The sequence below is a fragment of the Methylobacterium sp. PvP105 genome, from assembly GCF_017876975.1.
GTDB lineage: Bacteria > Pseudomonadota > Alphaproteobacteria > Rhizobiales > Beijerinckiaceae > Methylobacterium > Methylobacterium radiotolerans.
Genome location: NZ_JAGIPA010000004.1, coordinates 1 through 17588 on the forward strand (window position 1 = coordinate 1; position 17588 = coordinate 17588).

The 17588-nt window shown below is 68.2% G+C and carries 19 protein-coding genes; all 19 read right to left on the minus strand.

What is annotated here, in order from left to right:
* Positions 1-795: C40 family peptidase (locus J3A75_RS32590; protein ID WP_209651021.1), on the minus strand; the 795-nt coding region annotated here is incomplete at its 3' end.
* Complete coding sequence (locus J3A75_RS32595; protein WP_209651022.1) at positions 795-1508, minus strand: phage minor tail protein L; 714 nt, start codon at positions 1506-1508, stop codon at positions 795-797. The genes J3A75_RS32595 and J3A75_RS32590, both read right to left, overlap by 1 nt.
* A gap of 55 nt (positions 1509-1563) precedes the next feature.
* The gene (locus J3A75_RS32600; RefSeq protein WP_209651023.1) at positions 1564-1908 is read right to left on the minus strand and encodes a phage tail protein; all 345 of its coding nucleotides are present in this window, start codon (positions 1906-1908) and stop codon (positions 1564-1566) included.
* A gap of 8 nt (positions 1909-1916) precedes the next feature.
* Positions 1917-6530: a tape measure protein gene (locus J3A75_RS32605; RefSeq protein WP_209651024.1), complete on the minus strand. Its 4614-nt coding sequence runs from the start codon at positions 6528-6530 to the stop codon at positions 1917-1919.
* 4 nt (positions 6531-6534) lie between these two features.
* Positions 6535-6801 carry a hypothetical protein gene (locus J3A75_RS32610; RefSeq protein WP_209651025.1) on the minus strand — a complete coding sequence of 89 codons (267 nt, stop codon included), beginning with the start codon at positions 6799-6801 and terminating at the stop codon, positions 6535-6537.
* 50 nt (positions 6802-6851) lie between these two features.
* Positions 6852-7190: a hypothetical protein gene (locus J3A75_RS32615; protein ID WP_209651026.1), complete on the minus strand. Its 339-nt coding sequence runs from the start codon at positions 7188-7190 to the stop codon at positions 6852-6854.
* 87 nt (positions 7191-7277) lie between these two features.
* Positions 7278-7808, minus strand: coding sequence for a hypothetical protein (locus J3A75_RS32620; protein ID WP_209651027.1), 531 nt, complete (start codon positions 7806-7808; stop codon positions 7278-7280).
* A 78-nt stretch (positions 7809-7886) separates the two neighbouring features.
* Entirely contained in the window at positions 7887-8285 is a 399-nt protein-coding gene (locus J3A75_RS32625; RefSeq protein ID WP_209651028.1) for a minor capsid protein, read from the minus strand.
* A complete protein-coding gene (locus J3A75_RS32630) occupies positions 8285-8740 on the minus strand; it encodes an HK97 gp10 family phage protein (RefSeq protein ID WP_209651029.1) in 456 nt (151 codons plus the stop codon). The genes J3A75_RS32625 and J3A75_RS32630 overlap by 1 nt, the downstream gene beginning before the upstream one ends.
* Positions 8737-9114 carry a head-tail adaptor protein gene (locus tag J3A75_RS32635; protein ID WP_209651030.1) on the minus strand — a complete coding sequence of 126 codons (378 nt, stop codon included), beginning with the start codon at positions 9112-9114 and terminating at the stop codon, positions 8737-8739. The genes J3A75_RS32630 and J3A75_RS32635 overlap by 4 nt, the downstream gene beginning before the upstream one ends.
* Entirely contained in the window at positions 9111-9887 is a 777-nt protein-coding gene (locus J3A75_RS32640) for a hypothetical protein (RefSeq protein WP_209651031.1), read from the minus strand. The genes J3A75_RS32635 and J3A75_RS32640 overlap by 4 nt, the downstream gene beginning before the upstream one ends.
* On the minus strand, positions 9887-10702 hold the full coding sequence (locus tag J3A75_RS32645) for a hypothetical protein (RefSeq protein WP_209651032.1): 816 nt from the start codon (positions 10700-10702) through the stop codon (positions 9887-9889). The genes J3A75_RS32640 and J3A75_RS32645 overlap by 1 nt, the downstream gene beginning before the upstream one ends.
* A 5-nt stretch (positions 10703-10707) precedes the next feature.
* A complete protein-coding gene (locus tag J3A75_RS32650; protein ID WP_209651033.1) occupies positions 10708-11433 on the minus strand; it encodes a hypothetical protein in 726 nt (241 codons plus the stop codon).
* Position 11434: 1 nt separating this feature from the next.
* Positions 11435-11698: a glutaredoxin domain-containing protein gene (locus J3A75_RS32655; RefSeq protein WP_209651034.1), complete on the minus strand. Its 264-nt coding sequence runs from the start codon at positions 11696-11698 to the stop codon at positions 11435-11437.
* A 90-nt stretch (positions 11699-11788) separates the two neighbouring features.
* The gene (locus J3A75_RS32660) at positions 11789-12691 is read right to left on the minus strand and encodes a major capsid protein (RefSeq protein ID WP_209651035.1); all 903 of its coding nucleotides are present in this window, start codon (positions 12689-12691) and stop codon (positions 11789-11791) included.
* A 133-nt stretch (positions 12692-12824) separates the two neighbouring features.
* Positions 12825-13760: a DUF6651 domain-containing protein gene (locus tag J3A75_RS32665; protein ID WP_209651036.1), complete on the minus strand. Its 936-nt coding sequence runs from the start codon at positions 13758-13760 to the stop codon at positions 12825-12827.
* A gap of 58 nt (positions 13761-13818) precedes the next feature.
* Positions 13819-15450 carry a hypothetical protein gene (locus J3A75_RS32670; protein WP_209651037.1) on the minus strand — a complete coding sequence of 544 codons (1632 nt, stop codon included), beginning with the start codon at positions 15448-15450 and terminating at the stop codon, positions 13819-13821.
* A 71-nt stretch (positions 15451-15521) separates the two neighbouring features.
* Entirely contained in the window at positions 15522-16826 is a 1305-nt protein-coding gene (locus tag J3A75_RS32675) for a phage terminase large subunit (RefSeq protein ID WP_209651038.1), read from the minus strand.
* On the minus strand, positions 16819-17502 hold the full coding sequence (locus tag J3A75_RS32680) for a hypothetical protein (RefSeq protein WP_209651039.1): 684 nt from the start codon (positions 17500-17502) through the stop codon (positions 16819-16821). Before J3A75_RS32680 ends, J3A75_RS32675 begins: the two co-directional genes overlap by 8 nt.
* Between the last annotated feature and the right edge of the window lie 86 nt (positions 17503-17588).

A 17588-nucleotide genomic window follows, 5' to 3' on the forward strand; every position in this document is an offset into this window, starting at 1 on the left:
GTTCTCCTTCAGGAGCGCGTCGAGGCGCTCGTGGCGCAGCCACTTCTCGACGGCGCGCAGCCAGATCCCGATGGGCTCGCGACGCGACACCCGGGTCGGCAGGTGGTGGAGGATGAGGTTCGAGCCGAGGTAGACGCCGCCGTGGTTGAGCTGGGTCACGCCGGGCCCGAGCTTCACCAGGAAGCAGTCGCCCGGCATCACCTCGGAGACCGGGATCTCCCGGAAGCCGACGTCCGCGAACGCCGCGTAGAGGTCGCGGTGGTCCGCCTCGTAGGCCGGATCCCACCAGCCGTCGGCGCGGGCCTGGGCGCGCAAGCTGACCGGCGGCAGCGGCCACTCCTTGGTGACGTCCTGGGCAGCGAGCCCCTCGCGGCCGAGCGCGTAGGCGTGGCGCACGAGCTCGTAGCAGTCGGTGACGCCGTGCCGGAACGGCCGGCCGATCAGCGGGCCCTGGTCGACGCCCTCGCCCCAGATGATCGGGTCGGCGCAGTCCTTCCCGTCGGTGGCGAGGATCACCCACGGCAGGTCCGTGTCGATCTGGCCCTGCATGTCCGCCTCGCTGGGGAACAGCGGGCCGTTCGGGTGGCTATGGATAACGGCCTGGACGTCCTTGCCCTGCTCGCGCAGCCGCGCGAACACCTCGCCCGGGATGACGAAGTCGCGCTCCGGGTCGGCGGCGTAGTTCGGCACCGGCTTGTAGCGGCCGTTGACCAGGAGACCGCAGGCCTCCTTGGGGAAGTCGCGCAGCGCGTGGGCGCGCGCGGCCTTCAGCGCGGCGTTGGGCAGCTTGAACATCACTGGGTCCGCACGCGGGCCATGCCGGGGAACGACCAGGTCGGCAGCGCCGCGTTGGTGCCGAACCGGGCCTGGCAGTCGACCAGCCGGCGCCCGCACACGTCCTGGGCCGGGTCGGAGACCGGGTTGGCGTTGCGGTCGAAGCACGCGGAGCCCGTGTAGGGGCAGCTCGCCTTCTCGTAGGAGAACGCCCCGTTCTTGAAGCGCCGGTAGCGGGCGGTGCAGGTGTCGCGCAGCATCTGCCGGCCGGGCAGCTTGCGGCCCTGCTGGTCGAACGAGGCCGACAGCTCGAACTCGATGTAGACGGGGTTCTCGTCGGTGAGCTGCTCGACCTCGAAGGTGTCCGGGCCGTAGAAGGCCGTCGGATCGGCCTGCGCGCCGCCGTCGAGGAACTGGGCGAAGGTGCGCACGCGCTGCACGGTGCAGCCGATCAGCTCGTCGCCCCAGGTGTTCACAAGGTGCTGGATCACCTCGTTGGAGTTGGCGAAGCGGATCTTGGGCTGGGGCAGCGAGCCCTGGCCGTTGGTCTCGTAGTCCGAGAAGTCGATGTCCACGGCCGTGTAGACGACGCCGCCGAACGAGACCTGCCCGTCCGGGTGCGCCGACTGCGTGAAGTAGTAGACCGGGCCGCCGATCGACGTCGTGTCCAGGCGGAACAGGTAGACCTGTTCGCCGGGGCTCAAGCTCTGAACGGTGGCGTGGATCGACGACATGGCTGCCCTTGGGTGAGCGGCCATCATAAGTCAGCGCTGACTTATCGTCCAGGGGTCAGACGAGGGTGAAGCACTGCCGGAAGGTGGCTTCCATCGTGTTGGGCGTGCCGCGCTTCCGGCTCCAGTCCTTGCAGGTCCACAGGATCGGGGCGTCGTCGTCGGACAGCGTGTAGTAGAACGGCTCGAAGCCGCCGCGCGCGACGAGGAACGCCTCGATCTCCTTGGCCTGGGCCGGGGTGAGGACCTCCCAGGAGAGGTCCACCACCTTGCGGATGTGGTTCATGCCGTCGCCGGCGACCTGCGTGTAGCCGTCGCCGAACTCGGCCTCGAGCAGCTTCAGCTCCGGCTTGTCGGTGCTCTCGGTCGGCGGATACGCCGGGGTGAAGGTCGGGACGGCCATGACGATCCTCAGTTGTTGAGCATGTTGCCCGGGCGCTGCTGCACGGCGAGCTCCTTCTGGATCATCGCGCGCATCATCGTCTGGACCTGCGTTGCGGTCTGCTGGGCGAGGTCGGCGTTCTGCTCCTTGGTGCCGCCGGTCGCGTTCATCTGGATCGTGGGCGCGAGCGTCACGATGTTGCCGGCCTGGGCGCCGCCCATCGCCGCCATCTGCTCCTTGGTGAACACGCCCTCGCCCTTCTGGGCGATGATCGGCACCTCGTCGGCGCCGATGATGCCGCCCGTGTGGAAGCGGGGCGCGCCCGAGAAGATCGACGGCGAGACGTTCCGGGTCATGGAGAAGCCCGCGCCGACGATGCCGCCGGTGTGCATCGCGCCGAACAGCTTGGCGCCGCCGCCGGCCGAGCCCGCGGCCTTGGCGCTGCCGCCGCCCAGCAGCGACTTCAGGCCACCACCGACCCCGGAGCCGCCGAGCGCCGAGGACAGGAGATACCGGATCCCCATCTTGGTGATGTCCTTGGCGATCGACTGGAACAGGTCCGCGAAGTTCGCCTTGCCGGTGGTCACGAAGGTGGCGAGCTGATCGGTGGCGCTGTCGAGCCAGCCGGTCGCGGCCTTCTGCATGTTGTTGCCGAGGTCCGACCACTCCTTCTGCTGCTTGCCGAGCGGCGAGGAGGCCTCGATCCGCTTGCGCTCCGCGATGATCCGGTCGGCGAGCACCTTCTCGACGGCCGCGCGCTGGTCGGCGTTGCCCGAGACCTGGTTGAGCAGGTCCTGGAGCCGCTTCACCTCCTCCTGGTAGCTCGCCTCGCGCGCCTCGTCGGCCGTCATCAGCCCGCGGTTGATCTCGCGGGTCTTCTTCTGCTCGGCCTGGATCGTCGAGGAGACCTCGTAGTCCTTCATGCGCTGGAACAGGGCGTCGTTCGACGCGGCGAGCGCGTCGTAGCCGGCCTGCGTGAACGACGGGTCGACCTTCATCAGCTCCTGGTAGCGCTGCTGGTCGCGGAGCTGCTCGGCCCGGGCGCGCTGGACGCTGGCCGGCAGCTTGTAGGTGCCCTCCTCGTCGAGGCGCGCCTTGAGCTCGGCCTCCTTCACGTCCAGCTCGTCGCTCTGCTTGGCGCGCCGGTCCTCGGCCTGCTTCAGCCGGTTGCGCTCCTGCTGGGCGCGCGCGGCCGCGGCCTCGACCTCGTCGAGCTTCTGCGCGGAGGCGATCAGCTCCTTGTAGCGCTCGTTGTCCGGGTCCTTCTGGCCGTCGGCCGAGCCGAACTTGCCGTCGCGGATCAGGCGCCGGGTCTCGGACACGCGCTTGCCGTAGCCCTCCTCCTTCTCCGAGGCCTTCTCGGTGAGGTTGATGATGTTCTTGAGCGCGTCCTGCACCTCGTTGTCGTTCTGCTCGATGGTCGCGAGCTGCTGGGCGGCGCGGGCCATCGACAGCTTCTCGGCGTCGGCCTGCGGGATCGTGGTCGGGATCCGGGCGCGGCTGTCCGTCGGGTTCACCGGGTAGTAGCCGGAGTCCTGCTCGACCGTGTTCCCGCCCTGCCGGCGCAGCGTGTCGCCATACCAGTCGCGCGCCTTGCCGGCGCCCGCGCCGGACTGGAGCCCCTCCCAGGTGCTCTTGAGCGCGGCGACCACCTTGTCGGTGAAGCCGTTGTCCTGGAGCTCCTTCAGCAGGTCGCCGCCGCCGGTGTTGCGGCTGTAGTCCTGCTGCGCGAGCTTCCAGGCGGCCGCGTCCTGGTTCTCAGGCGTGAAGGGCATGCCGCCCATGCCCAGGCTGTCCCAGGTCGAGGCGACGATCTGGTAGCGGCCGGCCGCCGACGACTGGCGCCCATCCCGGGTCGGCTCGTAGATGCGCGGGTGCTGGTCGTAGCTGTCGAACGTGGCGCCGCCGCTCGGCGTGTAGCGCACGTTGTAGCGGCCGGCGCTCTCCGGGCCCGAGATCGCGTTCAGGAAGGCGATGGCCGCGGCCGGCAGGTTCGTCGAGACCGGGTCGGTCGAGGAGCCGCCCGTGACCTGGCCGTTGCGCGACACGGGCGAGTTGGGCACGCGGATGTTGGCGCCGATGTTGAGCTCGGTGATCGCCGAGGCGTCGCCCCGGACCACGCCCATCCAGCGGGCGAGCTCCTTCATCTTCTCCAGCGCCTGGTCCGAGCCGCCGACGCCCTGGCCGCCGAGCAGCTTGCCCCACACGGTGCTCGCGGCGTCGGTCGCCTCCTTCTGGGCGGCCTGGAGCTGGGTGCGGGCGGCCGCGATGGCGCGCTCCATCGGGGTCTGGTTCGAGCCCATCCCCTTGTAGAGGTCGTTGTTCAGCCCGACGACGATCTTGTCGACCGCGGAGATGTTGCGGTTGCGCGCCTCGAACAGGTCCTGCTCGGCCTTCTGCTGGGCGTTGGTGGCGTCGCGGTCGAACTTGTTGCGGCCTTCCATCAGCTCGTCGAGCTTGGACTTCTCGGCCTGGGCCTGGAGGAGCTGGCCGATCAGCTCCTGCACGCGGCCGGAGTCGATCGGGCCATACTTGCCGGCCGCGAGCTTCGCCTGGAGCTCGGCCACCTCACCGGAAGCGCCGGTCAGGTTCGCGCGCACGCCCTGGATCGCCGCCGACAGATTGTCGAGCGCCGTCTTGCCCTTCTGGTAGAGCTTGTCCTCGTCGATCGGCTTGGCGAGGAGCGTCACGCCCATCGGCTGCTTGGCCAGCGTGTCGCGCGCCTTCTGAGCGGCCTGCTGGCGCTTGACGTAGCCGTCCATCTCCCGCTCGAGGGCCTCCTTGGAGAGCCCGTCGGCCTTCTGCGCCTTGTCCTTGGCGTCCTCGTAGGCGGCCTGGGAGTTGGCGATCTGGAGATCGTAGATGCCGAGCTCGCGCTCCCGCTCGGCCTTGGCGTATTCCGCCTTCAGCGCGTCGGTCGACTTGCCGGCCTTGGCCGCGGCGGCGAGCGCCGCCTCCTGCTTGTCGGCGAGCTCCTTGCCGTAGAGGTCGAACAGCCGGAGCTGATCGCGGCCGTTCTGGTCGAACACGCGCAGCTTCTCGTTGGCCACGCGTTCGGCCTGGTTGACCTGGTAGTCGGCGCTCACCTGGGAGGCGCGCTGCTCGTCGGCCTGGATCTTGGCGCGCTGGTCGGCGATCTGCTTGGTCAGCTCGGCCAGCCGGTCATCGCGCGAGCCGGAGCCCACGTAGATGCCCACGTTCTGCACGCGCTTCTTCTCGGCCTCGAGCGCCGTGAGCTGCTCCTTCTCATCCTGGATCTGCTTGACGAACGATTTCAGGCTCTCCTTCGAGGCGCTGGCGCCGAACTTCTCGACCTCCTCGCGCGCCTCCTTGGCCTTCTTGCCGAACAGGTCGAAGTAGCTCACCGCGAACGTGATGCCGGCGCCGATCGCCACGAGCACGGGCGCGAGCTCGAGGAGCGCCACCGAGGTGGCGACGATGGCCGTGCGGACGGTGGCGAGCCCGGCCCGGAAGGTCGCGAACGAGGCGCCCGCGGCCGAGAGCGAGGTCTGCACCTGGTCGAACCGGGTCGGCAGCTCGCGGATCGCGACGCCCAGCGCCGTGATCTGGGCACTCGCCTGGCCGAAGGCGCTGCCGATGGCCATGAGCGCCTCGAGCACCTTGGTCGCGCCGATGCCGGTCGCGAGCGCGATGCCGACCTGGACGATCTCGGTGCGGAAGTAGGCGATGCGGCCGACCGCGGTGTCGACGTAGCGGATCAGCGTCGTGAGCGCCGAGCCGATCGAGTTCGCGAGGTCGACGGCGCCCCGGCTCTGGAGGATCTCGTTGAGCTGGGCGGCCTTGGCCTTCACCGTGTCGAAGAACGCGCCGCTCTCGCCCACCTTCACGGCGAGGTCCTGGAAGCTCGAGCGGAGCTTCGTGACCATGCCGTTGTAGGTGTCCATCTGCGCGGCCGCGGCGCCTCCGAAGGTGCGCTCGAACTCGCCCGACATCGCCTGGATGGCGTTCTTGGCCTCGACGGTGCCGGTGGCCAGGAGCTTCGTCAGCTCGGAGTAGGTGACGCCCATCGACCGGGCCATCAGCTCGGCCGCGCGCGGGACCGCCTCACCGAGCTGCTGGCGCAGCTCCTCCATCTGCACGACGCCCTTGCCGGCCATCTGCTGGATCGCGAGCGAGGCGCGCTTGAGCTGCTCCTCGGAGCCGCCGAACGACGCGACGGCGTCCACGAGGCCGGTCATCGAGCCCTTGGTCGGGTCGATGCCGGCGCTCTTGAGCTTGACGAACACGTCCGTCAGCCCGGCCATCGTGTAGGGGGTGTTCTGGACCTGGTTGCGCAGGTAGGCGAAGTTGTCGCCGACCTCCTTGACCTTGTCGGCCGAGGTGGCGAGGCCCTCGAGGGTCTTGCGGGTGGTCTCGAACCCGGCGTTGACCTGGATGATGGACTGCACCCAGTCGGTCGTGACCGACTGCAAGGTGCCGATCGCGCCCCGGACCTGGGAGAGGATGACCGTGACGTCGCGCAGCGAGCCGATCAGGCCCTGCGAGGCGCCCTGCATCGCGTTGACCTGGCGGATGCCCTGGCCGACGGAGGCGCGAAACTCGTCGACGGACTGGCCGGCGCGCAGCATCCGGGTCGTGAAGGAGCCGTCGTCCAGCTCAAGCTCTACCCGGATTGCAGTCATCGCCTCAGAAACCCCGTGCCATCGCTTTCAGGTCTGCGAGCCCCGCGCGGTCCAGCTCCTCCTGTGTGGCCTTGCCCTCGTCCTTGACCTTGATGACCACGCCCATCTGCTTGCGAAGGCGCTCCTGCATCTGGCCGTAGGCCTCCGAGGAGGTCGCGGACGCCACCAACTGCAACTGCCGGAGATCGACTTCCGAGAGGATGCGGTCGATGTTCTTGGAGTAGAGCCAGAACGTCTTGAGCGGCATGCGCATGACGTCCTGGAACTTCATCCCGTAGTGATACGAGACGCGGGAGACGAAGAAGCCGAAGTCGATCGCCTCTACGCCGCCGCCGCCGGGTTTCCCTCGGAGGCCTCACCCGACACCTTCTTGGTGCCGTCGTTCTCCTGGGCGATGCCCATGAGCTTGTTCAGGTTCACGAGCGGGAGCTTGCGCAGCATCTCGTCGGTCATCGACGGGAAGGCCCGCAGGATGATCTGGATCAGGCCCGAGACCTCGGCGTCGATGTCGCCGTCCTTGCCCAGGGTCTGGAGCAGCTTGGTGTTGGCGATGAAGTCCTCGACCGACACGGGCACCAGCTTGTGGCGCTTGCCGCCGAGCTTGGCGACGATGTCGGGGAACTGGTCCACCGCGTCGAGGTCGATGATCTTCGTGGACATGCTGCCCTTCTGCGCTCGTGAAAATGACTTGCCGAGCGGATGCACGGAAAGTCAGTGGTGACTTATCTTGCCCCGAAAGGCAAGGGCTTACGCGCCGGCGACGGCGTCGTCGCCCACGTAGAACAGCGTGCCGTCCTTCGGGTCCGGGTAGCCCTTGAACGTGCAGTTGTAGATCCGCTCGTTCTCCAGCTCGTAGGCGAACTGGAGGCCACCGGCGGTCGCCGCCAGCGGGATCACGAAGTCGTCCGAGTTGTCGGTGGCCGCGTTGGACTTCGGGTGGAACCGCAGCTCCTTGGCGATCTTCAGCAGCGAGGTGCCGACGCCGTTGGGGATCACGACCTTCTTCTTGGTCGGGTCGTCCTTGTCGGTCACGATGACCGCGCCGGGCATGATCTTGACCATGTTCTCGATGGTCGTCTCGGCCAGCGGGACCTTCGCGGTCACGGTCCGGCCCATGATGACCTCGTCGATCGGCGACTTGCCGAACTGGTCGATCTCGACCTCGTGGGTGTCGGTCGTCACCTCGACGGACACGCCGCCCTTGGTGTAGCCGAGGTCTTCCTCTCCGAAGAAGACGGCGCACACGCCCATCTTCACGTTCTTGGTATCGGACGCCATCTCAAATCTCCTTCGCCGAGCCGTCGTCTGCCTTCGCGGATCGTCTCTCGCGAAGATGAATCAGTGGTGACTTACATTCTATCGCAGCACGTAGCAGGCGTCCAGGTTGATGGACCACTCCTTCCCGTTTCCGTCGGAGCGGGGGTAGATGATCGGCAGCGTGCGCGGGCGCAGGTAGTTCACGAACATGACCTCGACGCCCTTGTCGTCGGTGAAGCTCCGGTCCGTGAAGGTGAGCGCCTCGGAGACCTTCCGGGCCAGCGCGTCGCCGGTGGCGACCTTCTGGGCGCGCACGATCGCCTGCACCTGGCCCTTCAGGTAGCCCGGGATCTCCCAGTCGATCGGCACGCCGAGGATCGGCAGCCTCAGCAGCACGCCGGCCCGGGCGTCGGCCGGCATCTCGTCCTCGAAGATGGACGTGCCGGGCGTGCCGATCTTGGCGGCCTCGAGCAGGTCGGCGAGCAGGTCGATGCGCATCAGAGGGACTTCCCGCGAATGGCCGCGAGGACGGCCTGGATGAGCGAGGGCTGGACCTTGGGCGCCTCGGCCTGGGCCGCGCGCTCGAGGAACTTGGAGCCGATGTGCCGACCGGGGTTGGCCTCCATCTTGGCGAGCGTGCCCGGGCCGGCGCGCTTGGCGTCGTAGTTCTCGTGGACCTCGACGGCGTAGAGGTCGACGTTCACGCCGTCGACGAAGCCGCCGACGTCGATGTCGATCTGAAGCCGGCCCCGGAAGGTCGAGTAGCTCTTGGTCTGCCGGATCGAGTCCTCCAGCGCGTGGGTGTCCACGGGCGCGTTGAGCTTGGCCTCCTTGGTGATCCGGTCGGCGGCCGCCTGCATCACCTTGCGGGCGTTGGCCGGCACCAGGAGCCCGGTCGAGCGGAGCTGCGCCTGGAGCTCGACGTCCCCGGTCATGCGCATGCCGACGTTCACGACACGATCTCCTCGCTGTCTTCGTCGTCGTCCCAGAGCACCAGGGTCGTGTCCCAGTGGTCGAGCTTGCCGAACACGTCGCGCCGGGGCTCGACGCCCTCGATGCGCAGGACCACGCCGTCGATCTTGAAGCGGTCGCCGCGCTGCGGGCGCGTCTCGACCCGGAACAGGATCCGCGCGTCGGCCACCTGCTCCTCGGCGTTGCCGTGGGTCGCCGACTGGTCGGTGCGCACGCTGGTCGGCGCCACCTGGGCGCGGAGCTGGATCAGGTCGCAGCGCACGATCTCGGAGGCGGCCGCGTAGAGAGGCTCGCCGCGGCGCGAGTTGCCGATCTTGCGGGTGAGCGTGCCCGTCGTGTTGCCGATCAGGTTCATCGCGTGCCTCGCAGCGCCGCCGGCACGCGCAGGCGCGCCTCCGCGTTCGGGTGGAAGATGTCGTTGCGGATCTCGCCGTAGGCCGGCAGCGCCGTGCTCGGGCCCAGGGCGACCTGCAGGCCGTGAACGCCGGCCTTGCCGTGGGTGTGCTCGACCTCGGCGACCGCGATGCCGGCCTCGGAGAGCACGGCGAGCACCACCTCGTTGTAGGCGGACAGCAGCGCCTGGCGCCACGTCGTGCGCACGAACAGCCGGGACGGCCACTTCGAGGAGCGCCGGTCCCGGAAGTAGAAGGCCGGCGCCTCGGCGGACGCGAACTGGTGCTCCATCAACGCGCGCCGGACCGTCGAGCCCTTGGCCCGGGCGGTGAGCTGCGCCTGGAGGAAGGCGTGCCGGATCGCCTGCTGAAGCTGCGCGACGTCGCGCTCGATCTGGATCGTGATCTCGCGCAGCAGATAGTGCTCGGTCGCGCTCAGCAGCTCGCTGGCAGCTTCCGTGAGCGCGCGCTCAGTCGTGCTGCCCAGATCGTCGGCCGCGTCTGAGAGCGCGTCTGCTGAGACCTGGCGGATCGCGCTCGTGATGTGACCCTCCTCGGCCGCGAGGTAGGTCCGGGCGAGCTCGTAGGCGCGGCTCCCCGCGCGCTCGACGGCCGGCACGTAGCCGGCGTCGCGCTGCCCCAGCGCCTCGGTGTAGAGGGCGCCCCAGGCGTCCACGAGCGCCTGGTAGCGGGCGCCCGCGGCGTCGGCCGCCTGGGTCATGAGGTTGAGCGTCATCACGCGCGGGCGAGCCTCGAGCGGATCTCGATGAAGCCGGTGAGGTGGGCGAGCGTCTCCTTCGAGATCCCGAGCTCCAGCGGCTTGCCCGAGCGGAACATCGCCGAGCTCTCGCCGGTGGTCTTCGACAGCAGGCCCTGCGAGCGCGCTTCGTCGGCCGTGCCCGAGGTCAGGATGGCGTTGGCCTCCTGGACCTGGGCGCGCAGCAGCGCGGAGCGGAAGTCGGGGTTCAGCGTCTCGAACCACTCCGGGGTCATCGCCTGCCACTCGCGCGGCACGATGCGGTCGATGACGCCGCCGATCGTGTTGAAGCTCCGATCGCAGCCGTCGTCGTAGCCCGGCGGCAGCACGCGGTAGCCGAAGCGGGTGAGACGCCGGAACGCCTCGATCAGCGCCGGCTCCTGGTCAGTCTGCTCGAGGGCGTTGAAGCTCTCGATCCGCGGCATGTCGGCCGCGGCCATGACCAGGCGCTCGTAGGTGCCGAACGAGTTCACGAGGTAGCGCAGGCGCAGGCCCGCGCGCAGGAGCACGCTCTCGCGCAGCTCGATCACGCCGTCGGCCGTGGTGAGCTCGACCTCGACGACGCGCACGGCCAGCGGCACGTCCACGGGGAGCGCGTTGACCGAGGCCGGGACCTTGTAGGTGATCGCGTCCTGCTCGAGCACGGACGCATCGGGGATTTCGGGCCCGTGCAGGACCCGGCCGTCCTCGTTGAGGACGGTGACGATGATCCCGGTCGGCTGGACCGCGACGCCCTGGGCGTTCTGGAACGGGACCGTGACGGAGAAGGCGCAGCCGGCCGGGAGGTTCTTCATCGGGATCAGGCCTGCTCGCTGCCGTCGGCGCCCGGGCCGGCGTCGGTGTTCTTGGCGCTGGGCGGGGTCGTGGCCTTCGGCTTGCCGTCCTCGTCGGTCTCGGCCTCCTCGGAGCTCTCACCGTCCTGCTGGCCGTCCTGCTGGCCGTTCTGCTCGCCGCCCTGCTCGCCGGCCTTATCGTCCTCGCCCTCGACGACCTCGTTCGGGGTCGAGGCGCCGGCGTTGGCCTGGTCCTCGCGCACCAGGTGCCCGGCGTGCTCCAGCTCGGCCTTGAGCCGCAGCTCGGCCTTCAGGATCACCTGGATCGCCTTGTTGATCGAGACCGCCTTGATGTTGAGCGGGTCCATGATCGCCCGGAGCCCGGCGAGGCCCTTGGTCTCGGCGAGCTTCTCCAGCTCGTCCTTGGTGTGGAAGGTGATCGTGGTCGGGTCGACGGCCTTGGCGGCGCGGGGCGCGGCCGGGACGCTCGGCTCGTCGCTGGCGCGCGCGAGCGGCGTCAGGACCTCGGCCGGGATCGACATCGAGCCGTCGGTGAGCATCCGGTGCTGGAGCGCGGGGTTCTCGCCCTCGTCCCCCTCGTCGTCCACCTCGATCAGGGAGAGCGACGCGCCGATCTTGACGATCTCGCGCCGGCCGACGTGGTCGACCGAGATGCCGTCCTTGAACAGCGTGATGCCGATCTCGCCGGTGAAGCCGGCCCAGCCGGGCTGGGTGATCTTGATGCGCGCCATCTCAGGCCCCCGCGATCATCTGCTGGAGCGAGCCGTCATTGTCGGCCAGCGCGAGCTGGGTGAAGCCGCCGATCAGCCGCTCGCCGACGAAGATCTGCGGGGCCGTGAAGGTCTCGGAGCCGACGCGGCCGGCGACGTAGGCGCGGGCGCCCGGGTCGGCCTTCATGTCGGCGTAGCTGTGGTCGTAGGCGCGGTTCTCGCAGAGCGCCTTGGCGCGGGCACACCAGATGCAGTCCGGCTGCCCGTAGATGCGGATCGCTGGCATCTGGGTCCTTGCAGGGTTCGAGACGACGAAAGGGCGGGGATCGCTCCCCGCCCTTTGATGGTAAGTCAGTGGTGACTTATTGTCGAGACCTTAGATGTTGGTCACGCCCTTGAGACGGGCCACCGAGGTCGTGCGCTTCAGGGCCGTGCCGCAATACCACTTGAGGCGCCAGCGCTGGGCGTCCTTGCCCTCGAGCTTGCCGATCTCCTCGACCCGCAGACCGGCGGTGGCGCCGCCGTAGAGGCCGTGGATGCCGTCGACCTCGTTGAGGCGCAGGGCGTAGATCGAGGTGGAGGCGGTCGACGCGCCCTGGACCTCGTCGGCGGTGATGTAGTCGTTGATGATGACCGGGGTTCCATCGAACGCCGGCAGCGCCTTGCCGAAGTCCTTGACGATGATCGTGCCGGCGTCGTTGCCGCCCATGGCGCGCAGGAGCGCCTTGATCGAGCGCCAGGTGCCCTTGCGCATCATGAGCACGTCGGCGCCGCCGATGACCGCGTCACGCAGCTCGTCGAGCATGGTGAAGGAGACGGCCGCGCCGTCGGCGCCGGCGATCAGGGTCTGCTTGGCCGGAACCAGCGCCTTGACGCCGTCGAACTCCTTGCGGTTCTTCGTGGTGTCGCCGTTCACCAGCGTCCGACGGAACTGCATGCCGAGGGCCTTCGCCTTGGCGGCGAGCTGCACGGCGAGCTGGTCCTGGGTGTCGGACTGGGTCTCGACCAGGAAGTTGTCCAGGTCGACGTGGCCAGCCAGGATGCGCAGCTTGGCCTGCACTTCCTCGAAGGTCGCGGCGCCCTCGGTGATGTCCTCGTAGGGGTCGAGGAACGCGCCCTCGGACAGCGTGGCCTCACGAATGTAGTCGTAGGCCTTGCCGTTGACGTGGACGAACGGGAACAGGGCGAACAGGTCGTCCTGGACGATGATCTCTTCGATGATGCCGCGCTCGAGCTGATCGACGCTCAGCTTCGCGGCCTCTTCCACAAGCAGGGGCATTCCCAATTCTCCTTGGCGACTGCCCGTGCCGGGCATAAGTCATCGGTGACTTACAATAGGATATCCGGCACGGGACTCGTCGCCAAGCAAAATCAGTCAGCACTGACTGATTTTTTGCACCACGCAAGGGGTTTCAGGCCCCGAGCGCGGCCTTCTTCGCTGCGAGAGCCGCGCGGATGCGGGCGGCGCCCGTCAGCTCGGTCGTCTCAGCTCCGGCCGTCTTCGCCTGCTTGGTGTTGTCCGTGGTCTTCGACCCGGCACCCGTCGGCATGGTGGAGCGCAGCATGTGGTCCTTGTCGGGATCCAGCTCGACCAGCTTGGCGATGGCCGCCTCGAAGCCGAGCTTGTTGCCCTGGGCGTCGACGAGGGGCGTGCGATCGGCGGCGCCGCGCGGCTTGTCGTAGGCCACGACCTTCGTGCCCTCGGTCTCGAAGTGCGAGCCGTAGACGGTCCGGGCCTTAGCCGGGGTCAGCACCAGCTTCTCGCGGATGAACGACGAGTTGCCGAAGGCCGAGCCGACGGTGAGCTCGGAGATCGTCGCCTGCGCGGCCGCGAGCTCGGTGTCCTTGGCGGCCACCTGGCTGCGGATCGCCTCGAGCGCCGTGTTGTGCTGCTCGGTCATCGACTGCTTCACGCGGTCGAACTCGCCCCGGGCCTCGGCCGCGGCCAGCTCGTCGGCCGCCTTCTTCTCGGCAGCAGTGCGCTTCTCGGCGAGCAGCGAGGCGACCTCCTCGGGCGTCACCTGCCCGAACGCGGCGAGCTTCTCCTGGGCGGTCTGGGCCGCCTTCTTGTGCTTCATCGTGTCCTTGAGGAGCTTGGCCACCTCGTCGGTGATCTGGTCGCCGGCCTTGGGCAGCGTCGGCTCGGTGCCGGGCTCCGGCGTCGCGGGCGGGGTCGCGGGCGGCGTGGCCGGGAGAGTGGCCGGGGGCGTCGCGGGCGGGGTCGCCGGGGGCTCTCCACCACCTGCACCGCCCTCGCCCGGGGCGTCGTAGACCGGCCGGGAGTGGCCGAAGGGGTGCGTGAAGATCGAGTGCAGCGGGAAGCTGCGGGCCTGGTAGAACTTGGTCACTGTCATGCTCCTTGCGCCACAGTCTCTCGGGCGCGCGGGGTGGTGCCGGGCCTGGGGATCAGGCCGCGGTCTTCTTCTGGGTCTTGTCCGTCACCTGACCCTGCCGACCCTTCGTCGAGGTCTTCTTGGTGTCGGACTGCCCGGAAGTCTTGGAGGCCGTGGGCGGCGCGTTGCTGCGGCTCGCGGTCAAACTCTCGCCGTCGGCGCCGGCTGCCGGCGTCGTGGCGTTGAACATCAGCCGGGCCTGCTCGATCGGGTCCTTCGGCCAATCCTTCAGCTCGTCGAGCATCTTGTCCTTGATCGCCTTGGCGATGCCCGGGAACAGCTTCTCGATGACCTGCTTCATCTGCTCGGCGCGCACCGTCTGCGGCGCGTCCATGAGCGCGAGGTTCTGGGCGACCGTGAACTCGTCGAACAGCGAGCGGACGTCGAAGGTCTCGGGGTAGGAGACGAGGTTCTCCTCCGGAGGCGTCTCGCCGGTCCAGAGCGCGACCAGCTCCACGATCTTGTTCTCGACCTGCTGGAGCGACTGCGCCTTCGAGGTGAGCAGCGAGTTCAGCTTGTCGAAGTCGTAGGCCTTGGCCACGCCCGAGGAGTTGTCGATCCCGACCGCGTTGTCCTGCTTGGTCCGCTCTCCGCTCGCGCCGGCCGTCTGGTAGATCTCGGCGATGATCTTGTTGATGACGGTGATGATGAGCTGCGCCTGCTTCGGATCCGGCGACAGGAACTTCGGCTCACCGCCCTCGCTGTCGTATAGGAAGGTCCGCTTGGTGCCGGCCTCGATCAGCGCGTCGTAGCCCTTCTCGCCCGGGAGCACGGACTGGGCCGGCATCGCGAGCTGGGAGAAGGTCTGGTCCTGGATGATGGCGTCCAAGTTCGACAGGTAGTTCGCGGTGGCGCGATCCAGGTAGGCGATCTCGTCGATCAGGCCCGGCGCCCAGTAGAGGTTCTCGCCTATCAGATGGTCGGCGAAGAAGCACGGCACCCGGCCGATCGACACCGCGCCGGTGCCGGTCTGGTCGACGCGCGCGTTGCCGCCCCGGGTCGTGTTGACCTCGAAGAGATACCAGTCGGTGCGCGTCCAGAGCCGGTAGCGGACCTTGACCTTGCCGGTGGCCGTGATCGGGTCCTTGTCGTCCCGGTAGGTCTCGGCGACCAGGATCCAGAGCAGCTCGCCGTCGTCGTCGTCGAAGCCGTAGTCCAGAATGTTCTGGGGCTTGACGATGTAGGCGTAGACGCGCGCGCCGGCCTTCTTCTCGTCGGCCTTGGTCAGCGTCTGGTCGGTCTTGGTGCTGTCGACGAACACCGCGCAGCGCCCGAGCTGCGACGTGGTCGAGGAAACGAGGCGCACGAACTGGTCGATGTTGAGGTTGGAGCGGGTCGAGGCCTTCCAGAAGGTCTTGATGTAGTCGGGCGCGTCGTCCTTGCGGATGACGTCGCCCTTGAAGAGATACTTCTGGACGAGCTCCACGATCTCGCGCGTGTGGTTGAAGCGGTAGGCCCGCGCCACACGGTCGTTGAACTCCTTGCGCCCCTCCTTGAGATACTTGTGGATGTTCGCCTTGAACCAGTCGCGCGACCCTTCGTAGGTCGCCTCGAGGAAGGTCCAGTGCTTGATCCGGTTCTCGTATTCGGGGTGGCGCCGCTTCAGGAACTCCTGGAGCTGCTTCTGACTGGCTCCAGAGAGCATGTTCCGCGCGCCTCACCGATTGCAGGGGTCTGAGGCCACAATAATAAGTCAGCGCTGACTTGTACGCAACCTCAGACCGACACCCCAAGGACGCTGATGCGCCGGACTGGGAACTTGAAGTCGATGCAGTAGCCGATCGCGTCCATCGGGTGCTCGACGCCCTGCGACTTGTCCACCTCGCGGGTGCCCGGCTTGTAGATGGTCTGCTCGAAGCCCGCGATGACGTGCTTGCACCTCCGGTCGACCCGCAGCTTCACCATGCCGTCGGCCGCCTTGAGCATCCGGTTCACCGCGTTGACGCGGTCGGCCACGGGCGGGTGCTTGCGCTTATACTGGAGCTTGCGGAAGCCGCCCTGGCGCAGGATGTCGAGATCGCTCTCGCCGCGCCCGTGCCCGCGCTGCGCGCCGGCCGGATCCGGGAAGATGATGACCGACTTCTGCTGCTTGAAGTAGCGCCGGTCGAGTTCGAGGCAGACCTCGGCGGTGGACGAGTTGAACAGGATCGCCTCGCCGACCACCCACACCTCGCCGTTGTCTTGCGGCTGCATGATGACCGAGGACATCGGGTCGATGTTGAAGTCCTGGCCCACCCAGATCGGCAGGTGTGGGTTGAAGGCGAAGTCGCCGACGTGGATGTTGCGGTCGAAGGCGTAGTAGACGCGCCCCGACATGGTCTCGAAGCTCGCCTCGAACTCCTGGCGGAACGACTTCTCGTCCATGTTCTGGCGCGCGGACGCGATCTCCTCGAGCGGGATGAACGGCGAGGTGATCGTCGGAAACTGCCAGGACTTGTGGTCGTTCTTGCGCAGCCGGCCCTTGCTGTCGCGGTAGGTCTCGCCGCGCTGGCCCTTCATGTAGACGTCGTAGAGCCAGTTGTAGGCCTTGGGCGTCCCGATGATGATCGCCTCACCCCGCGTCGAGGTGAGCGTCGGGTAGAGGACCTTGAACCAGGTGTCGGGCTCGATGTCCTGGGCCTCGTCGACGATCACCAGGTTGAGCGCGACGCCGCGCAGGCTGTCCGGCTTGTCCGCGCCCTTCAGCTCGATGCGCGAGCCGTTGCGCAGCCGCACCGTCATCCGGGTCTCGTTGATCGAGCGGATCCACTTCTTCGGGATGGAGTCCTTCAGCTCGTCCCAGAGGATCGAGCGGGCCATCCCGTAGGTCGGGGCCACATACCAGATGAGCTGCTTGGTCTTGGCCGCGGCCGCCCGGACCGCGAGGATGCGCGCGAGCTGCGTCTTGCCCCAGCGCCGGCCGGCCACGACCACGCGCACGCGGCGCGGGTCCTTGAACACCTTCGACTGGCCGCGGTGGAGCGTGAACTCGTGCGCAGGCGCGCCGCCGAGCCCGGGCAGCAGGGCGGCGGCGCTAGTCATCGTCGCCGTCCTCGATCACCTCTTCCTCGCCGAGGGCGGCGATGGCCGCCTCGTCGGTCTCGTCGAGGATCTCGGCGTCGTCGGCCTCCTGGGCGTCGCGGCGCGCCTTGATCTCGGCGTCGGTGAGGTCGCGGATCACGAGCTGCGGCAGCTCGCGGTCATCCACCTCGTCGTGGGCGTCGAGCAGGGTGAAGCGCTCGTCGCGCGCGGCCACGACGATCTTCATGGCGCGCTCCAGCGCCTTCAGGTTCTTGTCCTCGGTGGAGAACGGCCGGTCCTCCTGCTTGGCCTTGGCGACGAGCGCCATGGCCTGCTGGGCGAGGATCGTCGTCCAGTTGAGGTGCTCGGACCGGGCCTTCTCGATCTTCTGCTTGCGCTCGGCCGTCAGCTCCTCGGCCGTCTTCTCGGCGGCCTTCACGGTGGCCGCGGTGTTGGCCTTGGCGACCTCGTGGGCGCGCGAGCCCCGGCGGATCCCGGCGCGCTTGATGCGCTTGGCCAGGGTGTCGGGCTTGATCTTGAACCGGGCGCAGATCTCCGAGGCGTCCGCGGTGCCGAGCTCCCACAGGTCCTTGATCTGCGCCCACTCAGCGGGCGTCAGGCGGCGGCCGGCGTCGCTCGCATCCTCGTTTTCGAGGGCGGCGTCGTCTCCCGGAACCTGATCCTCACCAGTCAGCACTTACTTACTCCATCGGGCGTGGCTCGGGTATTCCGGCGCCATCGGCCTGTATGTATTATATAGTTGTTTCTTTAGTAGTTATATAC

Excerpts from the sequence above, each read along its gene's own strand:
- J3A75_RS32605 (WP_209651024.1), bottom strand. The coding sequence starts at position 6,530 with ATGACTGCAATCCGGGTAGAGCTTGAGCTGGACGACGGCTCCTTCACG.
- J3A75_RS32615 (WP_209651026.1), bottom strand. The coding sequence starts at position 7,190 with ATGTCCACGAAGATCATCGACCTCGACGCGGTGGACCAGTTCCCCGAC.
- J3A75_RS32655 (WP_209651034.1), bottom strand. The coding sequence starts at position 11,698 with ATGCCAGCGATCCGCATCTACGGGCAGCCGGACTGCATCTGGTGTGCC.
- J3A75_RS32645 (WP_209651032.1), bottom strand. The coding sequence starts at position 10,702 with ATGAAGAACCTCCCGGCCGGCTGCGCCTTCTCCGTCACGGTCCCGTTC.
- J3A75_RS32600 (WP_209651023.1), bottom strand. The coding sequence starts at position 1,908 with ATGGCCGTCCCGACCTTCACCCCGGCGTATCCGCCGACCGAGAGCACC.
- J3A75_RS32625 (WP_209651028.1), bottom strand. The coding sequence starts at position 8,285 with ATGCGCATCGACCTGCTCGCCGACCTGCTCGAGGCCGCCAAGATCGGC.
- J3A75_RS32670 (WP_209651037.1), bottom strand. The coding sequence starts at position 15,450 with ATGCTCTCTGGAGCCAGTCAGAAGCAGCTCCAGGAGTTCCTGAAGCGG.
- J3A75_RS32635 (WP_209651030.1), bottom strand. The coding sequence starts at position 9,114 with ATGAACCTGATCGGCAACACGACGGGCACGCTCACCCGCAAGATCGGC.
- J3A75_RS32595 (WP_209651022.1), bottom strand. The coding sequence starts at position 1,508 with ATGTCGTCGATCCACGCCACCGTTCAGAGCTTGAGCCCCGGCGAACAG.
- J3A75_RS32675 (WP_209651038.1), bottom strand. The coding sequence starts at position 16,826 with ATGACTAGCGCCGCCGCCCTGCTGCCCGGGCTCGGCGGCGCGCCTGCG.
- J3A75_RS32660 (WP_209651035.1), bottom strand. The coding sequence starts at position 12,691 with ATGCCCCTGCTTGTGGAAGAGGCCGCGAAGCTGAGCGTCGATCAGCTC.
- J3A75_RS32620 (WP_209651027.1), bottom strand. The coding sequence starts at position 7,808 with ATGGCGTCCGATACCAAGAACGTGAAGATGGGCGTGTGCGCCGTCTTC.
- J3A75_RS32610 (WP_209651025.1), bottom strand. The coding sequence starts at position 6,801 with ATGAAGTTCCAGGACGTCATGCGCATGCCGCTCAAGACGTTCTGGCTC.
- J3A75_RS32650 (WP_209651033.1), bottom strand. The coding sequence starts at position 11,433 with ATGGCGCGCATCAAGATCACCCAGCCCGGCTGGGCCGGCTTCACCGGC.
- J3A75_RS32640 (WP_209651031.1), bottom strand. The coding sequence starts at position 9,887 with ATGACGCTCAACCTCATGACCCAGGCGGCCGACGCCGCGGGCGCCCGC.